Raw genomic sequence first — 17,118 nt, 5'->3', positions numbered from 1 at the left:
GAATTGCTCAAAAAACAGCCCGCGAAGGGCTGCTTTCACTCAGGGCTGTGTCAGACGCGCGGCACCAGGTCCAGGCACACCGAGTTGATGCAATAACGTAAACCGGTGGGCGCCGGACCGTCGGGAAACACATGCCCCAGGTGCGCATCACAGTGGCTGCACACCACTTCGGTGCGAATCATGCCGTGGCTGACGTCGCGGATCTCGGTCATGGCGTTTTCGCCTATCGGCTCGTAGAAACTGGGCCAACCGCAGCCGGAATCGAATTTGGCCTGGGAATCGAACAGCGGTTCATTGCAGCAAATGCAGTGATACACGCCATCAACCTTGGAGTCGTTGTACTTGCCCGAAAACGGCCGCTCAGTGCCCTTCAGGCGGCATACGTTGTACTGCTCGGGGTCGAGCATGGCACGCCATTCTTCAAGGGTTTTCTCAAGCTTTGTCATCGTCTTACCTCTGTGGCTCAAAAAGCCTGATCTGTATCTTTTCCACGGATCAGGCGGCACGTATGATTGCGCCTCGTCAGACGCCAGTCTGGCAGCCGTGTCACGTGCATTCAAGCCGCTACGCCGGCCACAGGCCTGTGTGAGCACGCAGGATTCCCAGCCCGCAAGCACCGCGCTGCGCCTGGATCGTTCATTTTCGGGAACACATCGCCATGCAGGTCAGCAAATCGAACAAGCTCGCCAACGTCTGCTATGACATTCGCGGCCCAGTGCTCAAGCACGCCAAACGCCTGGAAGAGGAAGGCCATCGCATCCTCAAGCTGAACATCGGCAACCCGGCGCCTTTTGGTTTCGAAGCACCCGATGAAATCCTTCAGGACGTCATCCGCAACCTGCCCACAGCCCAGGGCTACAGCGACTCCAAGGGCCTGTTCAGTGCCCGCAAGGCCGTGATGCAGTACTACCAGCAAATGCACGTGGAAGGCGTCGGCATCGAGGACATCTATCTGGGCAACGGGGTGTCCGAGCTGATCGTGATGGCCATGCAGGCCTTGCTCAACAATGGCGACGAAGTCCTCGTCCCGGCCCCCGACTACCCGCTCTGGACCGCTGCCGTCACCCTGGCCGGCGGCAACCCGGTGCACTACCTGTGCGACGAGCAGGCCAACTGGTGGCCGGACCTGGCTGACATCAAGGCCAAGATCACGCCGAACACCAAGGCCCTGGTCATCATCAACCCGAACAACCCCACCGGCGCCGTGTACTCCAAGGAAGTGCTGCTGGGCATGCTGGAATTGGCCCGCCAGCACAACCTGGTGGTGTTTTCCGATGAGATCTACGACAAGATTCTCTATGACGACGCCGTGCACATTTGCACCGCCTCCCTGGCGCCAGACCTGCTGTGCCTGACCTTCAACGGTCTCTCAAAATCCTATCGGGTTGCCGGCTTCCGCTCCGGCTGGGTGGCGATTTCCGGCCCCAAGCACAACGCCCAAAGCTACATAGAGGGCATCGACATGCTGGCCAACATGCGCCTATGTGCCAACGTGCCAAGCCAACATGCGATCCAGACCGCCCTGGGCGGCTACCAGAGCATCAACGACCTGGTACTGCCCGCTGGGCGCCTGCTGGAACAGCGCAACCGTACCTGGGAACTGCTCAACGATATCCCCGGCGTCAGCTGCGTCAAACCGATGGGCGCGCTCTACGCCTTCCCACGGATCGACCCGAAAGTCTGTCCGATCCTTAACGATGAGAAGTTCGTCCTCGACCTGCTGCTCTCGGAAAAACTCCTGGTAGTTCAGGGCACGGCCTTCAACTGGCCATGGCCCGATCACTTCCGTGTCGTGACCCTGCCACGGGTCGACGACCTGGAGCAGGCGATTGGTCGGATCGGCAACTTCCTCAAGTCCTACCGCCAGTAAGTCCGTTGCGCTGTACGGCTTAAGCAAAGTCGTACAGCGAGCCATTCAGCAACACATCTTTGCCATTGCTCGCCTCATGCCATCCCAGGCTTCCATTTTAGAGACCTGAGAACCCGCATACCCAACGGCAGCAGGACCTTCGCGGAGAAAAAAAGATCAGACTAACCGGTGCATCTCGCGGGAAATACCCTACAGGCGGCTAAAAATCCACTGTAAGACACAGTTTGAAATAGTCACCCGGTTGAATAGCCCGGTGCAGCACCTTATATACCCCGCAGTACGCTACGTCTTTAGCATGAGGAGAGTTCTACAACCATGATGCGCATTCTGCTGTTTTTGGCCACTAACCTGGCGGTCGTGCTGATTGCCAGCATCACCCTGAGCCTTTTCGGCTTCAACGGGTTCATGGCGGCCAACGGGGTTGACCTGAACCTCAATCAGCTGCTGATCTTCTGTGCGGTCTTCGGTTTTGCCGGCTCCCTGTTTTCGCTGTTCATCTCCAAGTGGATGGCGAAGATGAGTACCAGCACCCAGATCATCAGCCAGCCGCGCACTCGCCATGAACAATGGTTGTTGCAGACTGTCGAGCAACTGTCCCGCGAAGCCGGCATCAAGATGCCCGAAGTCGGGATCTTTCCGGCCTACGAGGCCAACGCCTTCGCTACAGGCTGGAACAAGAACGACGCACTGGTCGCCGTAAGCCAGGGCCTGCTGGAGCGCTTTTCCCCGGATGAAGTCAAAGCCGTGCTGGCCCATGAAATCGGCCACGTCGCCAACGGTGACATGGTCACCCTGGCACTGGTGCAAGGCGTGGTGAACACCTTCGTGATGTTCTTTGCGCGGATCATCGGCAACTTCGTCGACAAGGTGATCTTCAAGAACGAAGAAGGCCAGGGCATCGCCTACTACGTAGCGACCATCTTCGCCGAACTGGTACTGGGCTTTCTGGCCAGCTCCATCGTCATGTGGTTCTCGCGCAAACGCGAGTTCCGCGCCGACGAAGCCGGCGCCCGGCTGGCCGGCACCAACGCGATGATCGGTGCGCTGCAACGCCTGCGCTCGGAACAGGGTTTGCCCGTGCACATGCCCGACACCCTGAATGCCTTCGGCATCAATGGTGGTGTCAAGCAAGGCCTGGCTCGCATGTTCATGAGCCACCCACCGCTGGAAGAGCGTATCGACGCTCTGCGTCGCCGCGGCTAACAACCAAACAAAAAGGGGTGACTGTGTCACCCCTTTTTGTTTGCCCGTGGCTCAGCGTTTGCTCAACTGATAAACCCGCTCATCCAAGCGCGTGACGCCACCCTTGAGGAACTTCCAACTCTCACCCAGGATGTCTTTCTCGTACCCGATCCGCAGTTGCCAATCTGCCCCGAACAGCTGCTGGACCTCTGGGTCAGTGACCGCAAACGGCGGCCCGTTCATCTGCGACTGATCGTAATCGAGGGTAATTAGTAACCCTTTACAGCCGTCCTTGAGGATGCGTTCCAGGTGCTGGGCATACTGCTCGCGCATCGGCTCAGGCAACGCGATCAGCGCAGCCCGATCATAAAAAGCCGCACACTCAGCAACATCCTCGGCACTCAAGGCGAAAAAATCCCCACACCACACCTCCAACGTTCCGGCCTGATAGACACGGAAAGCACCACGCCGGGAGAGCTGTGGTTCCACCTGTTGTTCCGCGAAAAAGTCCTCCACTGCCTTGGCCGACAGCTCCACCCCCAGCACCCGATACCCCTGCCCCGCAAGCCAGCCCATATCCAGGCTTTTTCCGCACAACGGCACCAGCACCTGGCTGCCCGGAGCCAACCCCAAACCAGGCCAGAATTGCGGCAAGTAAGGGTTCACTTCGGGTAAGTGGAAACCAATCTGGTCGCGCTCCCAGCGCTTGTGCCAAAACTCTGGCTGCATAAACACCTCTGATAAATCGATCAAAAAGCGCTAAAACTTATATTAGATTTAGATCAATGATCTGGCTGAAGATGGCGTCATCTTAACGCTCAGGACCGTCTTATGCTTCCCAGCCTGTTTATCTCACACGGCTCGCCCATGCTGGCACTTGAACCCGGCGCCAGCGGCCCGGCCCTGGCCCGATTGGCCGCCGAGCTGGAGCGGCCCAAGGCCATAGTGGTGGTGTCCGCCCACTGGGAAAGCCAGGGCCTGCGGGTCAGCAGCCATCCGCACCCCAAAACCTGGCACGACTTTGGCGGCTTCCCCGCCGCCCTGTACGCCGTGCAATACCCCGCCCCCGGCCAACCCGAATTGGCTGGCGAAGTCGCCGGGTTATTGCACGCCGCCGGCCTGCCGGCGGAATTGGACGCCCAACGGCCGTTCGACCACGGCGCTTGGGTGCCGCTTTCGCTGATGTACCCGCGCGCCGACATACCGGTGGTGCAGGTGTCGTTGCCCAGCCATCTGGGCCCGGCTCTGCAAACCCGCGTTGGCCGCGCCCTGGCGGGCCTGAGGGCGCAAGGCGTGTTGTTGATCGGTTCTGGCAGCATCACCCACAACCTGGGCGAGCTGGACTGGCGCGCCGGCCCCGAGACCATCACACCCTGGGCCCGGGAGTTTCGCGACTGGATTGTGGACAAACTCCAGGCCGGCAATGACGCCGCCCTCGACGACTATCGTCGCCAGGCCCCCAACGCCGCGCGCAACCACCCCAGCGACGAGCACCTGCTGCCGCTGTACTTCGCCCGAGGCGCCGGCGGGACCTTCGGCATCGTCCACCAGGGCTTCACCCTTGGTGCGCTGGGCATGGACATCTACCGGTTCGACTGAGCCGCAGCCGCCCAGACGAAACGCCAGGCATAAAAAATCCCCGAACCAGTCGGGGATTTTTCATGTGCGATCAATCAACCCGCAAGCGGATCAATCTTCGCGATAGCGACGCAGTTTGAGCTGCTTACCGGCAACGCGAGTGTCTTTCAGTTTGGTCAGCAACTTCTCCAGACCATCTTCCGGCAACTCGACCAGGCTGAAGCTATCACGCACTTGGATACGACCGATCGCTTCGCGCGCCAGGCCACCCTCGTTGAGGATAGCGCCCAGCAGGTTCTTGGCGGCGATGCCATCACGCGCGCCCAACGCAGTGCGGCAACGGGCACGACCTTCGGCCAGTGGAACCGGAGCGCGGCGCTCGCGATCACCACGGTCCGGACGGTCGCCGGTACGCTCAGGACGATCGCCACGGGGTGCGTTGTTCGGCACCAGTGGGCGCTCTTTCTCGATGGCCGCCAGGGTCAGGGCTTGACCGTTGGTGGCCTTGCGCAGCAAGGCTGCGGCCAGGGCGCGCGGGGTGCAACCGATGTCGGCGGTCAGGCGATCGAGCAGATCGCCGTGGGTCGATTCGGCGTCAGCCACCAGCGGCGACAGGCTGTTGGTCAGCTTCTTGATGCGCGCATCGAGCACAGCCTGGGCGTCTGGCAGGCGAACTTCGGCAACTTTCTGCCCGGTCACGCGCTCGATCACTTGCAGCATGCGGCGCTCGCGTGGCGTTACCAACAGCAGCGCACGGCCTTCGCGACCAGCACGGCCGGTACGGCCGATACGGTGCACGTAGGACTCAGGGTCGTAAGGCATGTCCACGTTGAACACGTGGGTGATGCGCGGAACGTCCAGGCCACGGGCGGCAACGTCGGTCGCCACAACGATGTCCAAACGGCCATCCTTGAGGGATTCGATCACGCGCTCACGCTGGTTCTGGGCAATGTCACCGTTCAGCGCAGCGGCTTTGTAGCCTTTGGCTTCCAGGGCGCTGGCCAGGTCCAGGGTTGCTTGTTTGGTGCGCACGAACATGATGAGGGCGTCGAAGTCTTCGACTTCCAGCAGGCTCAATACAGCCGAGGTCTTCTGGTCAGCGTGAACCAGCAGGTGTGCCTGCTCGATCGCGGTAACGGTCTGGGTCTTGGTCTGGATCTTCACGTGCTGCGGATCGCGCAGGTGGCGCTCGGCGATGGCACGGATCGACTGTGGCAGGGTCGCCGAGAACAGTACGGTTTGGCGGCTGGCGGGCAGGGCTTTGAAGATGACTTCCAGGTCATCCATGAAGCCCAGCTTGAGCATTTCGTCAGCTTCGTCCAGAACCAGGTGGTTCACGGTCGCCAGCACTTTTTCGTCGCGACGCAGGTGGTCGCACAGGCGGCCCGGGGTGGCGACGACGATTTGTGCGCCGTTGCGGATGGCTTTGAGTTGCGGGCCCATGGGCGCGCCACCGTAGACAGCCACGACGGTAACGCCCGGCATTTGCTTGGCGTAGGTTTCAAAAGCGGTTGCTACTTGCAGCGCCAACTCACGGGTTGGCGCCAGGATCAGGGCTTGCGGTTCGCGCTTAGCAGGATCGATGCGGTGCAGGATCGGCAGGGCGAACGCGGCAGTTTTACCCGTACCGGTTTGCGCCTGACCAATCATGTCGTGACCGGCCATGATGATCGGGATCGATTGCTGCTGAATAGCCGAAGGTTCTTCGTAGCCGGTTGCGATGACGGCGGCGAGAATGTTCGGATTAAGATTAAAAGCGGCGAAGCCGCCGGTTTCCTGGGTCATGGGTCTGCCTCTAAGTGCATCCGCAAAGACCCATGCTCCAAAGCTGCGCATGCCGTGTAAGACTCAAGAGTCGCCCTGGCTGCTTTGTCGGCGGGGATTTGCGAAAACGAATGAATGAAAGGATCGTCAAGGAAGAGTCCGTTTGTACGGACGTGCAGCCGAAGCTGACTTCGGGGAATTGCGCTACCTGAACGCGGCCTGGCTAAAGGCCGGCGCGCACTATACCGGAATTCACCAAAAAAGGGAGTTTTTTTTAATGCCCAAGCCGAGCGCAGGCCTTGATGTCGCGGGCTTTGCCCATTCCCGTGCCAAGGTCGACGCTCTAAAAGCCTGAGCCTGCCAGGTGAGAGGCTTAAACGTTTCATCGCTGCGCCCCTGTGCCGCGGACAACCGTCATCACTCAAGCCGGCGTCCGGGGCTGTTCAAGGGGCGCTGGCCCACGATCAGGTCGCGGGGCGGATCGCCTTGATAAGCGCCTGCAGCGAATAGCCCAGGCGGGGTGCCAGCGCCTCGGCCCGGGCGGTCAGGGCAGGCAGGTCCAGCTCCTGCTCCAGGTCGGCGGGCACGATCAGGATCACGTTGCCCTCCTTCACCGGCAGTTCCCAGTAATGTCGGTGGTAAAGGCCGCGCAGCAACGCCGCGCCCAGGGGTTTGCCGTCATCCGTGGCCCATTGGTTGATGACCAGCCAACCGCCCGGGTTCAGGCGTTTCTGGCAGTCGGTCAGAAAACCCCAGGCCAGATGCCCTACACCGGGGCCGACATCGGTATAGAGGTCGACGAAAATCAGGTCGGCGGATTCGGCGCTGGCCAGCAGCTCCAGGGCATCGCCCACGCGGATATACAGGCGCGGGTCGTCGTCCAGCCCCAGGTACTCGATGGCCAGGCGTGGCACGTCGGGGCGCAGCTCGATGGCTTCGACATCTTCCAGGGGCAGGAACTTGAGGCAGGCCTGAGTCAGCGTGCCGGCGCCCAACCCCAGGAACAGCGCGCTTTCCGGCGCCTCGTGGCACAGCGCGCCAATCAGCATGGCGCGGGTGTAGTCGTACTCCAGCCAGCTCGGGTCGGCGGTGAACACGCAACTCTGCTCGATGGCATCGCCAAACTCGAGAAAGCGGTAGTCCGCCACTTCCAGCACGCGAATCACGCCGTACTCGTCCTGCACCTCGGCGAGCAAATGCTCGACGCGCTCCTCAGTCATTTCGTCTCCTGATCGCCGCCGGGCCCGGCGACGCAATAAACTGCCGGTTGGACGCGGCAAAGGCGCGATTGTGGGCGAAGCGGCGCGCACAGGTCACGTACTAATTGCTGATAACATGCCGCTCCCACCGTAAAACACTAGAGCCTGCGATGAGCCAACCCTGGAGTCCCGATAGCTGGCGTGCCCTGCCGATCCAGCAACAACCCCACTACCCCGACGCGGCGCATTTGCTGCGGGTCGAGCAAAGCCTGGCCAGTTACCCGCCGCTGGTGTTTGCCGGTGAGGCCCGGGAGTTGCGCCGCCAGTTTGCCGAAGTGACCCAGGGCCGCGCGTTCCTGCTGCAGGGCGGTGATTGCGCCGAAAGCTTTGCCGAGTTCTCGGCGGCAAAAATCCGCGACACCTTCAAGGTGCTGCTGCAAATGGCGATTGTCATGACCTTTGCCGCCGGTTGCCCGGTGGTCAAGGTCGGGCGCATGGCCGGGCAATTTGCCAAGCCGCGTTCAGCCAATGACGAAACCCTCGCCGGCGTGACCCTGCCGGCCTACCGTGGCGATATCGTCAACGGCATCGGTTTCGACGAAAAAAGCCGCGTGCCGGACCCGGAACGCCTGCTCCAGGCCTATCACCAATCCACCGCCACCCTGAACCTGCTGCGCGCGTTCGCCCAGGGCGGGTTTGCCGACCTGCACCAAGTGCACAAGTGGAACCTGGATTTCATTGCCAACTCGGCCCTGGCCGAAAAGTACAGCCATTTGGCCAACCGCATCGACGAGACGCTGGCCTTTATGCGCGCCTGCGGCATGGACAGCTCGCCGCAACTGCGCGAAACCAGTTTCTTCACCGCCCATGAGGCCCTGCTGCTCAATTACGAAGAAGCCTTCGTGCGCCGCGACAGCCTGACCAACGACTACTACGACTGCTCGGCCCACATGCTGTGGATCGGCGACCGCACCCGCCAACTGGACGGTGCCCATGTCGAGTTCCTGCGCGGGGTGAACAACCCCATCGGGGTCAAGGTCGGCCCGAGCATGAACACCGACGACCTGATCCGCCTGATCGACACCCTCAACCCGGACAACGACCCCGGGCGCCTGAACCTGATCGCGCGCATGGGCGCCAGCAAGGTGGGCGACCACTTGCCACAGCTGATTCGCGCCGTGGAACGCGAAGGCAAGCAGGTGCTGTGGAGCTGCGACCCGATGCACGGCAATACCATCAAGGCCAGCAGCGGCTACAAGACCCGCGATTTTGCGCAGATCCTCGGCGAAGTGAAGCAGTTCTTCCAGGTTCACCAAGCCGAGGGCAGCTATGCCGGCGGCATTCATATCGAGATGACCGGGCAGAACGTCACCGAGTGCATCGGCGGCGCCCGGCCAATCACCGAGGATGGCTTGTCGGATCGCTACCACACCCACTGCGACCCACGGATGAACGCCGACCAATCCCTGGAACTGGCCTTCCTGATCGCCGAAACCCTCAAGCAAGTCAAACGCTGAGCCCCGCCTAGACAGGGTCAGCGGCCCAAAGGGTCGCGCCAGCACGGGTCTGCCGTGCTGGCGCGCACATCCGCCGGGTTCAGGCCGATATCCCGGAGCGCGTCATCGCTGAGCCCCGCCAACAGCCGCCGCTCTCGGCGCACCTCGCGCCAGCGGCCGAGCCGTTGCAGTAGCGGGCGCCACGGCGCCTGGGTCACTACCAAAAAGCCGCGTTGAGCTTTCATCATCCTGTTCTCCAATGGGGATGACGGCAGTCTGTTATCAGGGCTAAGATCAATCAAACGAATGTTTCTGATGCAATACATCTCAGAGATTGATTAATGAGCCACTACCCCAGTATCGACACCGAAGTCCTGCGCACCTTTGTCGCCATCGCCGACCAGGGCGGGTTCACCCGCGCCGGGGAGGTAGTCAACCGCACCCAATCAGCGGTCAGCATGCAGATGAAGCGCCTGGAAGAGGACGTGCTGCAACGCCAGCTCTTCCAGCGCGACGGGCGCCAGGTGCGGCTCACCCCCGAAGGCCAGATTCTGCTGGGCTATGCGCGGCGCATCCTCAAGCTGCACAGCGAAGTGTTCAACACCCTGCGCGAGCCGCACATGGTCGGCACCGTGCGCATCGGTACACCGGACGACTACGTGATGCGGTTTCTGCCGGGCATCCTGTCGCGCTTCGCCCAGGCCTATCCGCTGATCCAGATCGAAATGCACTGCGAGGCCTCCAGCATCCTGATGCAACGCCAGGACTTGGACCTGACCGTCATCACCCGCAAACCCGGCGAGGAAATCGGCCAATTACTGCGCCACGAACGCCTGGTGTGGGCCGCCGCGCCGGGGTTCTGCCTGGAGGAACACACCGTGCTGCCCCTGGCCATGCCCGGCCCGGAGTTCTTTTGCACCCAATGGGCGTGTAAAGCGCTGGAGGGTTGCGGCCGGGATTTTCGCCTGGCTTACCACAGCTCGAGCGTGGCGGCGATTATGGCGGTGGTCAGCGCCAGCCTGGCGGTCACCGCCCATATGGGCAGCCTGGTCACCGATGACCTGCGGGTGCTGGACGCCGCCGATGGCATGCCGGAACTGCCCGCCGCCAGCATCATGTTGTTGCGCCATCCGCAAAAAAACTCGCCCATCACCGAATGCCTGGCCGAGCACATCGTCGAAGGCTTCAGACTTTAAAAGCCAGCATCACCGCGCAGACCACCAGAAAACCGCAGAACAACCCACGCAGCAGGCGCTCCGGCAAGGCGTGGGCGATCTTCACCCCCCAACTGATGCTCAGCAGGCCACCGATGGCCAACGGCACGCCAACTCCCCAGTTGACCTGCTGGTGCAGGGCGTAGGTCACCAGGGTCACGCCGGTGCTCGGCAGCGCCAGGGCCAGTGACAAGCCCTGCGCCACCACCTGGGTGGTGCCGAACAGGCTGGTCAGCACGGGCGTTGCCACCACCGCGCCGCCCACGCCGAACAAGCCGCCCATCGACCCCGAAGCGGCCCCCAGCACACCGAGCCAAGGCCAGCCATAGCGCATCTGCGCCGAGGGCGCGGCCGTGCGGGTGAACATGCGCGCCAGGTTGTACACCGATAGGGCTATCAGGAACGCCACAAAGCCCAGGCGCATCAACCGCGCGTCCAGGCCCACCGCCCAGATCGAACCCAGCCAGGCAAAACAAAAACCCATGCTCGCCAACGGCAAGACATGGCGCAGCTCGATGCGGTTGCGCTGGTGGTAACGCCACAAGGCCAGCATCACGTTGGGCACCACCATCACCAGCGCCGTGCCCTGGGCGATCTGCTGGTCCAGGCCGAACAACACGCCCAGCACCGGGATCGCGATCAAACCGCCGCCAATGCCGAACAACCCGCCCACGGTGCCCAACGCCGCACCCAGGGCCAGATACATCGCTAACTCAATCACAGGCCACTCCTCACAAGGTGCCCGCATGCTACGCAACCTGGCCTAGCCTGGAAACGCACAGCAACGCACAATGGCTATGCGCTATCCGCACAAGCGAGCCCCTCCGTGAATCCAAACCTACTCACCGACCAACTCGGCCTGTTTCTCGACGTACTGGAAACCGGCAGTTTTTCCGCCGCCTCGCGCCGCCACCCCTTGACCCCATCGGCCGTGGCCCGGCGTATCGACAGCCTGGAAAGCGCCCTGGGCAGCCAGTTGTTCATCCGCAGCACCCACGCCGTGCGCGCCACGCCCGCCGGCTTGGCCTTTGCCGAGCGGGCACGGCGTATCGTCAGCGAATTGCGCCTGGCCCGCGCCGAAGCGGTATCCCTGAGCACTGCCCCGCAAGGCCTGATCCGCATCGACGCCCCTGCCGCGTTCGGCCGCCGCCATTTGGCACCGGTAATCGCGGATTTTTTGCTGGCCTACCCGGGGCTGGATGTGCAGTTGCACCTGATCGACAGCTTTGTCGACATGCAGGGTGCGCACTTGGGCAAGGTCGACCTGGTGCTGCGCGCCGGGCTTATGGCCGACACGCGGCTGGTGGCTACCCCGCTGGCGAGCATGGTGCGCATCGCCTGCGCCAGCCCGGCCTACCTCAAGCGGCGCGGCACGCCCACCCACCCCGGCGAACTGGGCGACCACGATGGCCTCGATTGGGATGGTTTGGCGCCGCCCTTCGCCTGGCGTTTTACGGTGGACGGTCAGCAGCAGGCTCATCGCCCACAGCGGGTGCGCATGAGCAGCAACAACGCCGAAGCCTTGGTGGACGGTGCTCTCGCCGGGCTGGGCATCGCGCACCTGCCCACCTGGCTGATAAGCCAATACCTGCTGCGCGGCGAACTGCTGCCGCTGTTCTGCGACGACGGCTTGCCCCGGCCCGAAGCCAGCGGCATCTACGCCCTGCGCCTGGAGCAGCAGGCCAACTCCCGCAGCCGCTTGCTGCTGGAATACCTCAAGAGCCGCTTCAGCCCGATGCCGCCCTGGGACCTGGCCCTGCAAAGCGACCTGCGCTGGCGCCAAAACTCGGGGCAATGACGAAAAAACCGCCACAAAAAAGCCGCAAAGCCCTCTAGCACGGACTTCGCGGCTGTCGTGGCTTCAGCCCAGCAGATGCCGCAGGCTATCGGCCAGCAGCGGGTACAAGGACATCACCAGCAGCAGCGCCATGCCCCAGTTGAACAGCCGCAACCAACGAGGCTCGCGCAGCACATTGCGCAACAGCGTACCGCACACCACCCACATGCCCACGCTGGGCAGGTTTATCAGGGCAAACACGGCAGCAATCACCACCACATTAGTGAAGTAACCCTGCAACGGGGTGTAGGTGCTGATAGCGCCAATGGCCATGATCCACGCCTTGGGGTTGACCCACTGGAACGCCGCCGCCCCCAGGTAACTGATGGGTTTACCCTCGCTCCGCGCGCCCTCTGACACCGGGCCGCTGTGGGCGATTTTCCACGCCAGGTACAACAGATACGCCGCGCCGACATAGCGCAGTACGTTGTAGACCAGGGGATAAGTCTCGAACACAGCACCCAAGCCAAAGCCAACCGCCAGCACCAGGATGAAAAAACCGCAGGTGATACCGAGCATATGGGGGATTGTGCGGTGGAAGCCGAAATTCACCCCTGACGCCAGCAGCATGGTGTTGTTCGGCCCGGGGGTGATCGACGTCACCAAGGCAAACAGGGCGAAGCCCAACAGCAAGTCCAGCGAGAGCGTCATGGTGCAATTCCATCAAGGTCGTTCAGGCCTCGACCCTATCGGAGCACCGCGGTGAAACCCACGCACAGTTGCACAAAACTTGCGGCAGTACAGTTAGCTCAGCTGGAGCGACTGCGTAAAACTGCACTACGATCGGCATTCATCTCGCCCTGGCGATCGAAACCCAAGTGCGGCGCCGCGGGTTTGAGCAACTCGGCCCGTTTGCGCTGGTACTCATCAAAAGACAAGCCACGGCGGTTCAGGGCCTCGAGCGCCAGCTCCTGGCTTTCCTGCACAGTGAACGGCCGCGCCTGCGGGCCTGGCGGCGTCGCGCAACCGGCCAATGACACGGTGCCAAGCAGCGAAAGGGCAAGCGCAAAACGGTTCATCACAGACTCCTGGCAATCGCAGTGAAGCAATGGCCATAGGCTACGCCTGTGGGGCAACCGACAAAAATCAACCTTCTCGATAGTGGCTATTGGCATGTGCAGCAGGGTCGCCACACATCACCTGTGGATAAACCGTCGCGTGCACTAGGTTGCAGTGCAGGGCGTCATCGTGGCTGCGTTCGATACTGCGCAGCACCTGGAAGGAGCCGAAAGTGACAGCCTTGGCGTGATAGGCGCGGATCAGTTGCCAAAAATCCTCCTCCCCGCGCTCAAACCGCACGAACGCTGCCTCTCCCGCCTCGCGGGATTCCCATTGCAGGTAATTGAGCACCCGGCGCCCATCCTCACTGGCCTGCACGCTGGCGTTGAGAAAACCACCGTACCCCTGGGCCAGATGTTCGGATTGCTCGGCCAGGGCGCTGACCAGCCCTTGCAGTTGATGGGGTTCGATCTCGAATTCGATCAGTTGGGTGAAGCTGCGGTTGTTCTCTGATACGTGCATGAACCGTTCCCTCGCGACATGGAAGCCAGACCTTGCGATCTGAAGGCCTGCAGGGTAAAACCTCTACCTAAGTCAAGGTCAAGCGGCAAAACCACATGATTACCAAAGAAATGCTGCACAAGGAATTGAGCGTCGGCCAACTCTCTGCCCGCAGTGGCGTGGCGGTGACCGCCCTGCACTTCTACGAGGCCAAGGGCCTTATCAAGAGCAACCGCAACCAAGGCAACCAGCGCCGCTACCCGCGCGAAGTGCTGCGGCGGGTGGCACTCATCAAGATCGCCCAACGCCTGGGCATTCCCCTGGCGACCATTCACGATGCCTTGCACGCACTGCCTGATGGCCGCGCCCCGACAGCGGCGGACTGGAAGAACCTGTCTGCCCAGTGGCGCAACGACCTGGACGAGCGCATCAACAAACTGGTGTGGCTGCGCGACCAGCTCAACGGCTGCATGGGCTGCGGCTGCTTGTCCATGGAGGCCTGCCCACTGCGCAATTTCGGCGATGTGCTGGGCGAGCAAGGCCCCGGGGCGCATTTGCTGGAACCGAGCGAGCGTGGGAAATCCCGCTAACCGACGTGCTCCCCGTCGGCTGAAACCTGGTGACGGATGCCCGCGCCTATAGTGAAAACGTTGCACAACCATGAAGGTTCACCCCCATCCCCCACCAAAAGGAGAACGGCCATGAATGTCAAACCCATCCCCGAGGGCTATCACAGCATCACGCCTTACTTGGGCATCAAGGCTGCCGCCAAAGCCATAGAGTTTTATAAAGAAGCCTTCGGCGCCAACGAAATCATGCGCCTGGACATGCCCAACGGTGACGTCGGCCACGCCGAACTGCGCATCGGCGATAGCGCCATCATGCTTGCCACCCCATGCTCCGAATCAGGCCTGGGCGGCCCCGACGCCTTGCAGGGTACGTCGGTGGGCCTGCATTTGTACGTCAATGACGTTGACAGCCAGTTCGCCCGCGCGCTCAAGGCCGGGGCCACGGCGATTTCCGAGGTCAAGGATCAGTTCTACGGCGACCGCAGCGGCGCGCTCAGAGACCCTTTCGGCCATGTGTGGTTCATCTCCACCCACAAGGAAGACCTGAGCCCCGAAGAAATCGGACGGCGGGCGCAGGAGCTGTTCAAACAGGGCTAAACAACCTGTGTGCAGGTTTGTGTGGGAGCGGGCCTGGTTCGCGCGGCGATCCGACGATGGCGATTTCAGCCGACATTCAGGCTGAATTTGCCATTGCTATCGCGAGCAAATCCGCTCCCACAAGGGTGCTTCTTTTATCCCCTCAATTACCGGGCAATCGCCGCGTCGGCCGACAACTTGCCCGCGCCTTCAAACAACACTGCGATCGTGCCGCCCAACAGCGCCAGGGCGAATTCATAACCGTTGTTGGCCATGAACAGGCCGTGGCTGATGTGCACCGAGAAAATCGCCACCAACAGGGTGAACGACAGGCCCAACGCCGCAGGACGCGCCAACAGGCCAATAATCAGGGCCAAGCCGGCGAAGAACTCGGTACCGCCGGCCAGCGATGCCATCAGGTAGCCCGGCGCCAGGCCGATACTTTCCATCCACTGCGCCGTGCCGGCCAAGCCGCCGCCGCCAAACCAGCCAAAAAGTTTCTGCGAGCCGTGGGCAGCGAAGATGATGCCGACAAAGATGCGCAGGACCGTCAGGCCATAACCTGCGCGAGTGAACAGTACGCGGTTAATCAGTGTGCTCATGCTGGGTCATCCATTGTGTTGTTGGGGGCATGGCCGCCATATTAATCAGTAACCGAAATGTTAAAAGCGCTAAAAACGCGAGATAACAATCAGATTATTCGATCACTTGCGTGAGACGACCTTCTGCGTCCCGGGCTCCAAGGACTCCCGTTCCCGGTCGAATGCCAAGTAATACTTATTGACGCTATTAACATAGCTGACCGCCCCCATTCCCACCTGCTCCATGGCGATGCGTTCGACCTGGAAGAACCACTGATCGGGGTTCAGGCCCCGGCGCCGGGCCTCGGCGCGCATGCCCTGGACCCGCTCCGGGCCCATGTTGTAAGCCGCCAGCACGAACGCCATGCGCTCACGCTCGTTGAGCTTGGGGCTGGCGAAGAACTTGCGGCGGATCAACGCCAGGTACTTGGCGCCGGCCTGCACATTGCTGTCCAGGCTCTGGATATTGTTGACCCCCACCCGCTGGGCCGCCGACGGCGTGATCTGCATCAACCCCGTGGGCCCACCGCCACTGCGGGCACTGGGCTGCAGGGCGGACTCTTTGAAGGCCAGCGCCGCCAGGTTGAGCCAGTCCATACCCTGCTCGCGAGCGTGTTTTTGCAGGACCGGGCGCAGTTTTTCCAAACGCTGGCGGGTGACCCGCGCCAAAGGGTTGTGCACCTTGTACAAGCGCCGGTAGATGCGTAGGAATGCGGCGTCCTGGTCGGACGGGGCTCGATAGGTTTTCAGGAACCGGTCGATGCTGGCGCGCAACATCGATGCGTCGCGGCGCACAAACCAGTACTGCTCCCCCGGCTCGCTCACCAGCACCTGGCGATCGAAGCGCAATTTAGGCAGGATCTTGCCCCAGCGCTCGGCAATCGGTTGCTCGACGATGGTCAGGTGAAAGATCCCGGCCTGGACCATCTCCAACACATCCTCCACCGCCAGGCTGGGGTCCACCCACTCGATCAGCACCGGCGGTAACTTGCGCAGCGCCAGTTTCTGGTTGATCTGGTCGATTGCCCCGGCCGCCGCGCTGCCAGTGGCCAGGGTCAGGGTCTTGCCGGATAACTGCTCCAGGCGCGTGTAGCGCCGCTCGCCCTTGATGCCCACCAGCAACAGCGGCACATCGCTGGCAATCGGCTCGCTGGTGCTCACACCATGGCCGGAATGGGGGTCGAGCAACTCACCCGGTGCCACCAAGTCGCCTTCACCGCGCTGCAACGCACCGAGCAACTGCTCCTTGGCTTTGGGAATGATCTTGAGGCTGATTTCCTGGCCATCACGGGCATGGCCATTGAGGTACTGCTCGAAGGCCCGCAAGCGATGGTACTCCACGCCAATGGACTGGCCCTGGACCTCGCCTGAGCTGTTGCGGCTCTGGTTGACCAGCACCCGCAACACCCGGCTGCTGCGGATTTGCGCCAGGTCGCGGACCTTATCCGTGGCCACGGCCTGCACCGGCCCGGGCAGGCGCGCCGCCGCGGGCAGCGGCAACAGGGCCGCCAGGCATAGCAAAAGCCATAGGGTGGGTCGCGTCATCCGCTCTCCGGGATCAGTAAGGCCGGGAGATCCCGGGCGATAAACACAAGGCCAGCCAAGCCAGAAAAGGACGCGAGACTGGCACATGGACAGCACTGCTGTCAGCCCAGGCATTCCCAAGGGCCTCAAATGACCGCGATAAGCCGTTGTAGTTCTTGGCTTTTCTTATAAAACCGGGGCTCTGATATGCTTTGCGGCCGCGAGGCA

At 62.0% G+C, this 17,118-nt stretch carries 20 protein-coding genes; 9 read left to right on the top strand and 11 right to left on the bottom strand.

What is annotated here, in order from left to right; all coding sequences use genetic code 11:
• Positions 1 to 50: 50 nt before the first annotated feature.
• Positions 51 to 446 (bottom strand): peptide-methionine (R)-S-oxide reductase MsrB, encoded by a 396-nt coding sequence (msrB, locus tag CKW13_RS05095; RefSeq protein WP_095107504.1) that lies wholly within the window; start codon positions 444 to 446, stop codon positions 51 to 53.
• Positions 447 to 658: 212 nt separating this feature from the next.
• Between msrB and CKW13_RS05090 the strand changes: the two genes are divergently transcribed.
• A complete protein-coding gene (locus CKW13_RS05090; protein ID WP_095107503.1) occupies positions 659 to 1,870 on the top strand; it encodes a pyridoxal phosphate-dependent aminotransferase in 1,212 nt (403 codons plus the stop codon).
• 315 nt (positions 1,871 to 2,185) lie between these two features.
• Complete coding sequence (gene htpX, locus CKW13_RS05085) at positions 2,186 to 3,073, top strand: protease HtpX (RefSeq protein WP_095107502.1); 888 nt, start codon at positions 2,186 to 2,188, stop codon at positions 3,071 to 3,073.
• Between the two features lie 51 nt (positions 3,074 to 3,124).
• On the opposite strand, the gene CKW13_RS05080 is transcribed toward htpX, so the two are convergent.
• A complete protein-coding gene (locus CKW13_RS05080; RefSeq protein ID WP_095107501.1) occupies positions 3,125 to 3,781 on the bottom strand; it encodes a thiopurine S-methyltransferase in 657 nt (218 codons plus the stop codon).
• A gap of 102 nt (positions 3,782 to 3,883) precedes the next feature.
• Here CKW13_RS05080 and CKW13_RS05075 point away from each other — a divergent pair, with 102 nt between their 5' ends.
• Positions 3,884 to 4,651 (top strand): class III extradiol ring-cleavage dioxygenase, encoded by a 768-nt coding sequence (locus CKW13_RS05075; protein WP_095107500.1) that lies wholly within the window; start codon positions 3,884 to 3,886, stop codon positions 4,649 to 4,651.
• A gap of 90 nt (positions 4,652 to 4,741) precedes the next feature.
• On the opposite strand, the gene CKW13_RS05070 is transcribed toward CKW13_RS05075, so the two are convergent.
• Positions 4,742 to 6,415, bottom strand: coding sequence for a DEAD/DEAH box helicase (locus CKW13_RS05070; RefSeq protein ID WP_095107499.1), 1,674 nt, complete (start codon positions 6,413 to 6,415; stop codon positions 4,742 to 4,744).
• 142 nt (positions 6,416 to 6,557) lie between these two features.
• On the opposite strand from CKW13_RS05070, the gene CKW13_RS24400 reads away from it, so the two are divergent.
• A complete protein-coding gene (locus tag CKW13_RS24400; RefSeq protein WP_176465052.1) occupies positions 6,558 to 6,749 on the top strand; it encodes a hypothetical protein in 192 nt (63 codons plus the stop codon).
• Positions 6,750 to 6,858: 109 nt separating this feature from the next.
• Here the strand turns inward: CKW13_RS24400 and CKW13_RS05060 are convergent, their stop codons facing one another.
• Positions 6,859 to 7,614, bottom strand: a complete 756-nt coding sequence (locus CKW13_RS05060) for a spermidine synthase (RefSeq protein WP_095107498.1) — start codon at positions 7,612 to 7,614, stop codon at positions 6,859 to 6,861.
• Positions 7,615 to 7,763: 149 nt separating this feature from the next.
• Between CKW13_RS05060 and CKW13_RS05055 the strand changes: the two genes are divergently transcribed.
• Positions 7,764 to 9,110 carry a class II 3-deoxy-7-phosphoheptulonate synthase gene (locus CKW13_RS05055; protein WP_095107497.1) on the top strand — a complete coding sequence of 449 codons (1,347 nt, stop codon included), beginning with the start codon at positions 7,764 to 7,766 and terminating at the stop codon, positions 9,108 to 9,110.
• Positions 9,111 to 9,127: 17 nt separating this feature from the next.
• Here CKW13_RS05055 and CKW13_RS05050 read toward each other — a convergent pair whose 3' ends face one another.
• Positions 9,128 to 9,337, bottom strand: a complete 210-nt coding sequence (locus CKW13_RS05050; RefSeq protein ID WP_256576509.1) for a DUF1127 domain-containing protein — start codon at positions 9,335 to 9,337, stop codon at positions 9,128 to 9,130.
• Positions 9,338 to 9,430: 93 nt separating this feature from the next.
• On the opposite strand from CKW13_RS05050, the gene CKW13_RS05045 reads away from it, so the two are divergent.
• Entirely contained in the window at positions 9,431 to 10,285 is an 855-nt protein-coding gene (locus CKW13_RS05045; protein ID WP_095107496.1) for a LysR substrate-binding domain-containing protein, read from the top strand.
• Here the strand turns inward: CKW13_RS05045 and CKW13_RS05040 are convergent.
• Entirely contained in the window at positions 10,275 to 11,024 is a 750-nt protein-coding gene (locus CKW13_RS05040) for a sulfite exporter TauE/SafE family protein (protein WP_095107495.1), read from the bottom strand. The two genes, CKW13_RS05045 and CKW13_RS05040, sit on opposite strands and share 11 nt — an antisense overlap.
• A gap of 105 nt (positions 11,025 to 11,129) precedes the next feature.
• Here CKW13_RS05040 and CKW13_RS05035 point away from each other — a divergent pair, with 105 nt between their 5' ends.
• Positions 11,130 to 12,101: a LysR family transcriptional regulator gene (locus tag CKW13_RS05035; RefSeq protein WP_095107494.1), complete on the top strand. Its 972-nt coding sequence runs from the start codon at positions 11,130 to 11,132 to the stop codon at positions 12,099 to 12,101.
• 63 nt (positions 12,102 to 12,164) lie between these two features.
• On the opposite strand, the gene CKW13_RS05030 is transcribed toward CKW13_RS05035, so the two are convergent.
• From CKW13_RS05030 to CKW13_RS05020, 3 genes are all read right to left on the bottom strand, one after another.
• On the bottom strand, positions 12,165 to 12,791 hold the full coding sequence (locus tag CKW13_RS05030; RefSeq protein WP_095107493.1) for a LysE family translocator: 627 nt from the start codon (positions 12,789 to 12,791) through the stop codon (positions 12,165 to 12,167).
• A 98-nt stretch (positions 12,792 to 12,889) separates the two neighbouring features.
• Complete coding sequence (locus CKW13_RS05025; RefSeq protein ID WP_095107492.1) at positions 12,890 to 13,159, bottom strand: hypothetical protein; 270 nt, start codon at positions 13,157 to 13,159, stop codon at positions 12,890 to 12,892.
• A gap of 67 nt (positions 13,160 to 13,226) precedes the next feature.
• Positions 13,227 to 13,661, bottom strand: a complete 435-nt coding sequence (locus CKW13_RS05020) for an antibiotic biosynthesis monooxygenase (protein WP_095107491.1) — start codon at positions 13,659 to 13,661, stop codon at positions 13,227 to 13,229.
• Between the two features lie 95 nt (positions 13,662 to 13,756).
• Here CKW13_RS05020 and soxR point away from each other — a divergent pair, with 95 nt between their 5' ends.
• Positions 13,757 to 14,230, top strand: a complete 474-nt coding sequence (gene soxR / locus CKW13_RS05015; protein WP_095107490.1) for a redox-sensitive transcriptional activator SoxR — start codon at positions 13,757 to 13,759, stop codon at positions 14,228 to 14,230.
• A gap of 111 nt (positions 14,231 to 14,341) precedes the next feature.
• A complete protein-coding gene (locus CKW13_RS05010; protein ID WP_095107489.1) occupies positions 14,342 to 14,806 on the top strand; it encodes a VOC family protein in 465 nt (154 codons plus the stop codon).
• A gap of 146 nt (positions 14,807 to 14,952) precedes the next feature.
• On the opposite strand, the gene CKW13_RS05005 is transcribed toward CKW13_RS05010, so the two are convergent.
• Entirely contained in the window at positions 14,953 to 15,387 is a 435-nt protein-coding gene (locus CKW13_RS05005; RefSeq protein WP_095107488.1) for a DoxX family protein, read from the bottom strand.
• A gap of 102 nt (positions 15,388 to 15,489) precedes the next feature.
• Complete coding sequence (locus CKW13_RS05000) at positions 15,490 to 16,911, bottom strand: transglycosylase SLT domain-containing protein (RefSeq protein WP_095107487.1); 1,422 nt, start codon at positions 16,909 to 16,911, stop codon at positions 15,490 to 15,492.
• Positions 16,912 to 17,118 lie beyond the last annotated feature (207 nt).

Origin of the sequence: Pseudomonas sp. Irchel 3E20 (genome assembly GCF_900187645.1) — a bacterium.
Lineage (GTDB): Bacteria > Pseudomonadota > Gammaproteobacteria > Pseudomonadales > Pseudomonadaceae > Aquipseudomonas.
Note: the sequence above shows the minus strand (reverse complement) of the source record. Positions and strands in the feature narration are given on the sequence as shown.

Excerpts from the sequence above, each read along its gene's own strand:
- CKW13_RS05005 (WP_095107488.1), bottom strand. The coding sequence starts at position 15,387 with ATGAGCACACTGATTAACCGCGTACTGTTCACTCGCGCAGGTTATGGC.
- CKW13_RS05045 (WP_095107496.1), top strand. The coding sequence starts at position 9,431 with ATGAGCCACTACCCCAGTATCGACACCGAAGTCCTGCGCACCTTTGTC.
- CKW13_RS05055 (WP_095107497.1), top strand. The coding sequence starts at position 7,764 with ATGAGCCAACCCTGGAGTCCCGATAGCTGGCGTGCCCTGCCGATCCAG.
- CKW13_RS05020 (WP_095107491.1), bottom strand. The coding sequence starts at position 13,661 with ATGCACGTATCAGAGAACAACCGCAGCTTCACCCAACTGATCGAATTC.
- CKW13_RS05090 (WP_095107503.1), top strand. The coding sequence starts at position 659 with ATGCAGGTCAGCAAATCGAACAAGCTCGCCAACGTCTGCTATGACATT.
- htpX (WP_095107502.1), top strand. The coding sequence starts at position 2,186 with ATGATGCGCATTCTGCTGTTTTTGGCCACTAACCTGGCGGTCGTGCTG.
- CKW13_RS05060 (WP_095107498.1), bottom strand. The coding sequence starts at position 7,614 with ATGACTGAGGAGCGCGTCGAGCATTTGCTCGCCGAGGTGCAGGACGAG.
- CKW13_RS05000 (WP_095107487.1), bottom strand. The coding sequence starts at position 16,911 with ATGACGCGACCCACCCTATGGCTTTTGCTATGCCTGGCGGCCCTGTTG.
- CKW13_RS05030 (WP_095107493.1), bottom strand. The coding sequence starts at position 12,791 with ATGACGCTCTCGCTGGACTTGCTGTTGGGCTTCGCCCTGTTTGCCTTG.
- CKW13_RS05075 (WP_095107500.1), top strand. The coding sequence starts at position 3,884 with ATGCTTCCCAGCCTGTTTATCTCACACGGCTCGCCCATGCTGGCACTT.
- soxR (WP_095107490.1), top strand. The coding sequence starts at position 13,757 with ATGATTACCAAAGAAATGCTGCACAAGGAATTGAGCGTCGGCCAACTC.
- CKW13_RS05050 (WP_256576509.1), bottom strand. The coding sequence starts at position 9,337 with ATGATGAAAGCTCAACGCGGCTTTTTGGTAGTGACCCAGGCGCCGTGG.
- CKW13_RS05080 (WP_095107501.1), bottom strand. The coding sequence starts at position 3,781 with ATGCAGCCAGAGTTTTGGCACAAGCGCTGGGAGCGCGACCAGATTGGT.
- msrB (WP_095107504.1), bottom strand. The coding sequence starts at position 446 with ATGACAAAGCTTGAGAAAACCCTTGAAGAATGGCGTGCCATGCTCGAC.
- CKW13_RS05010 (WP_095107489.1), top strand. The coding sequence starts at position 14,342 with ATGAATGTCAAACCCATCCCCGAGGGCTATCACAGCATCACGCCTTAC.
- CKW13_RS05025 (WP_095107492.1), bottom strand. The coding sequence starts at position 13,159 with ATGAACCGTTTTGCGCTTGCCCTTTCGCTGCTTGGCACCGTGTCATTG.
- CKW13_RS05070 (WP_095107499.1), bottom strand. The coding sequence starts at position 6,415 with ATGACCCAGGAAACCGGCGGCTTCGCCGCTTTTAATCTTAATCCGAAC.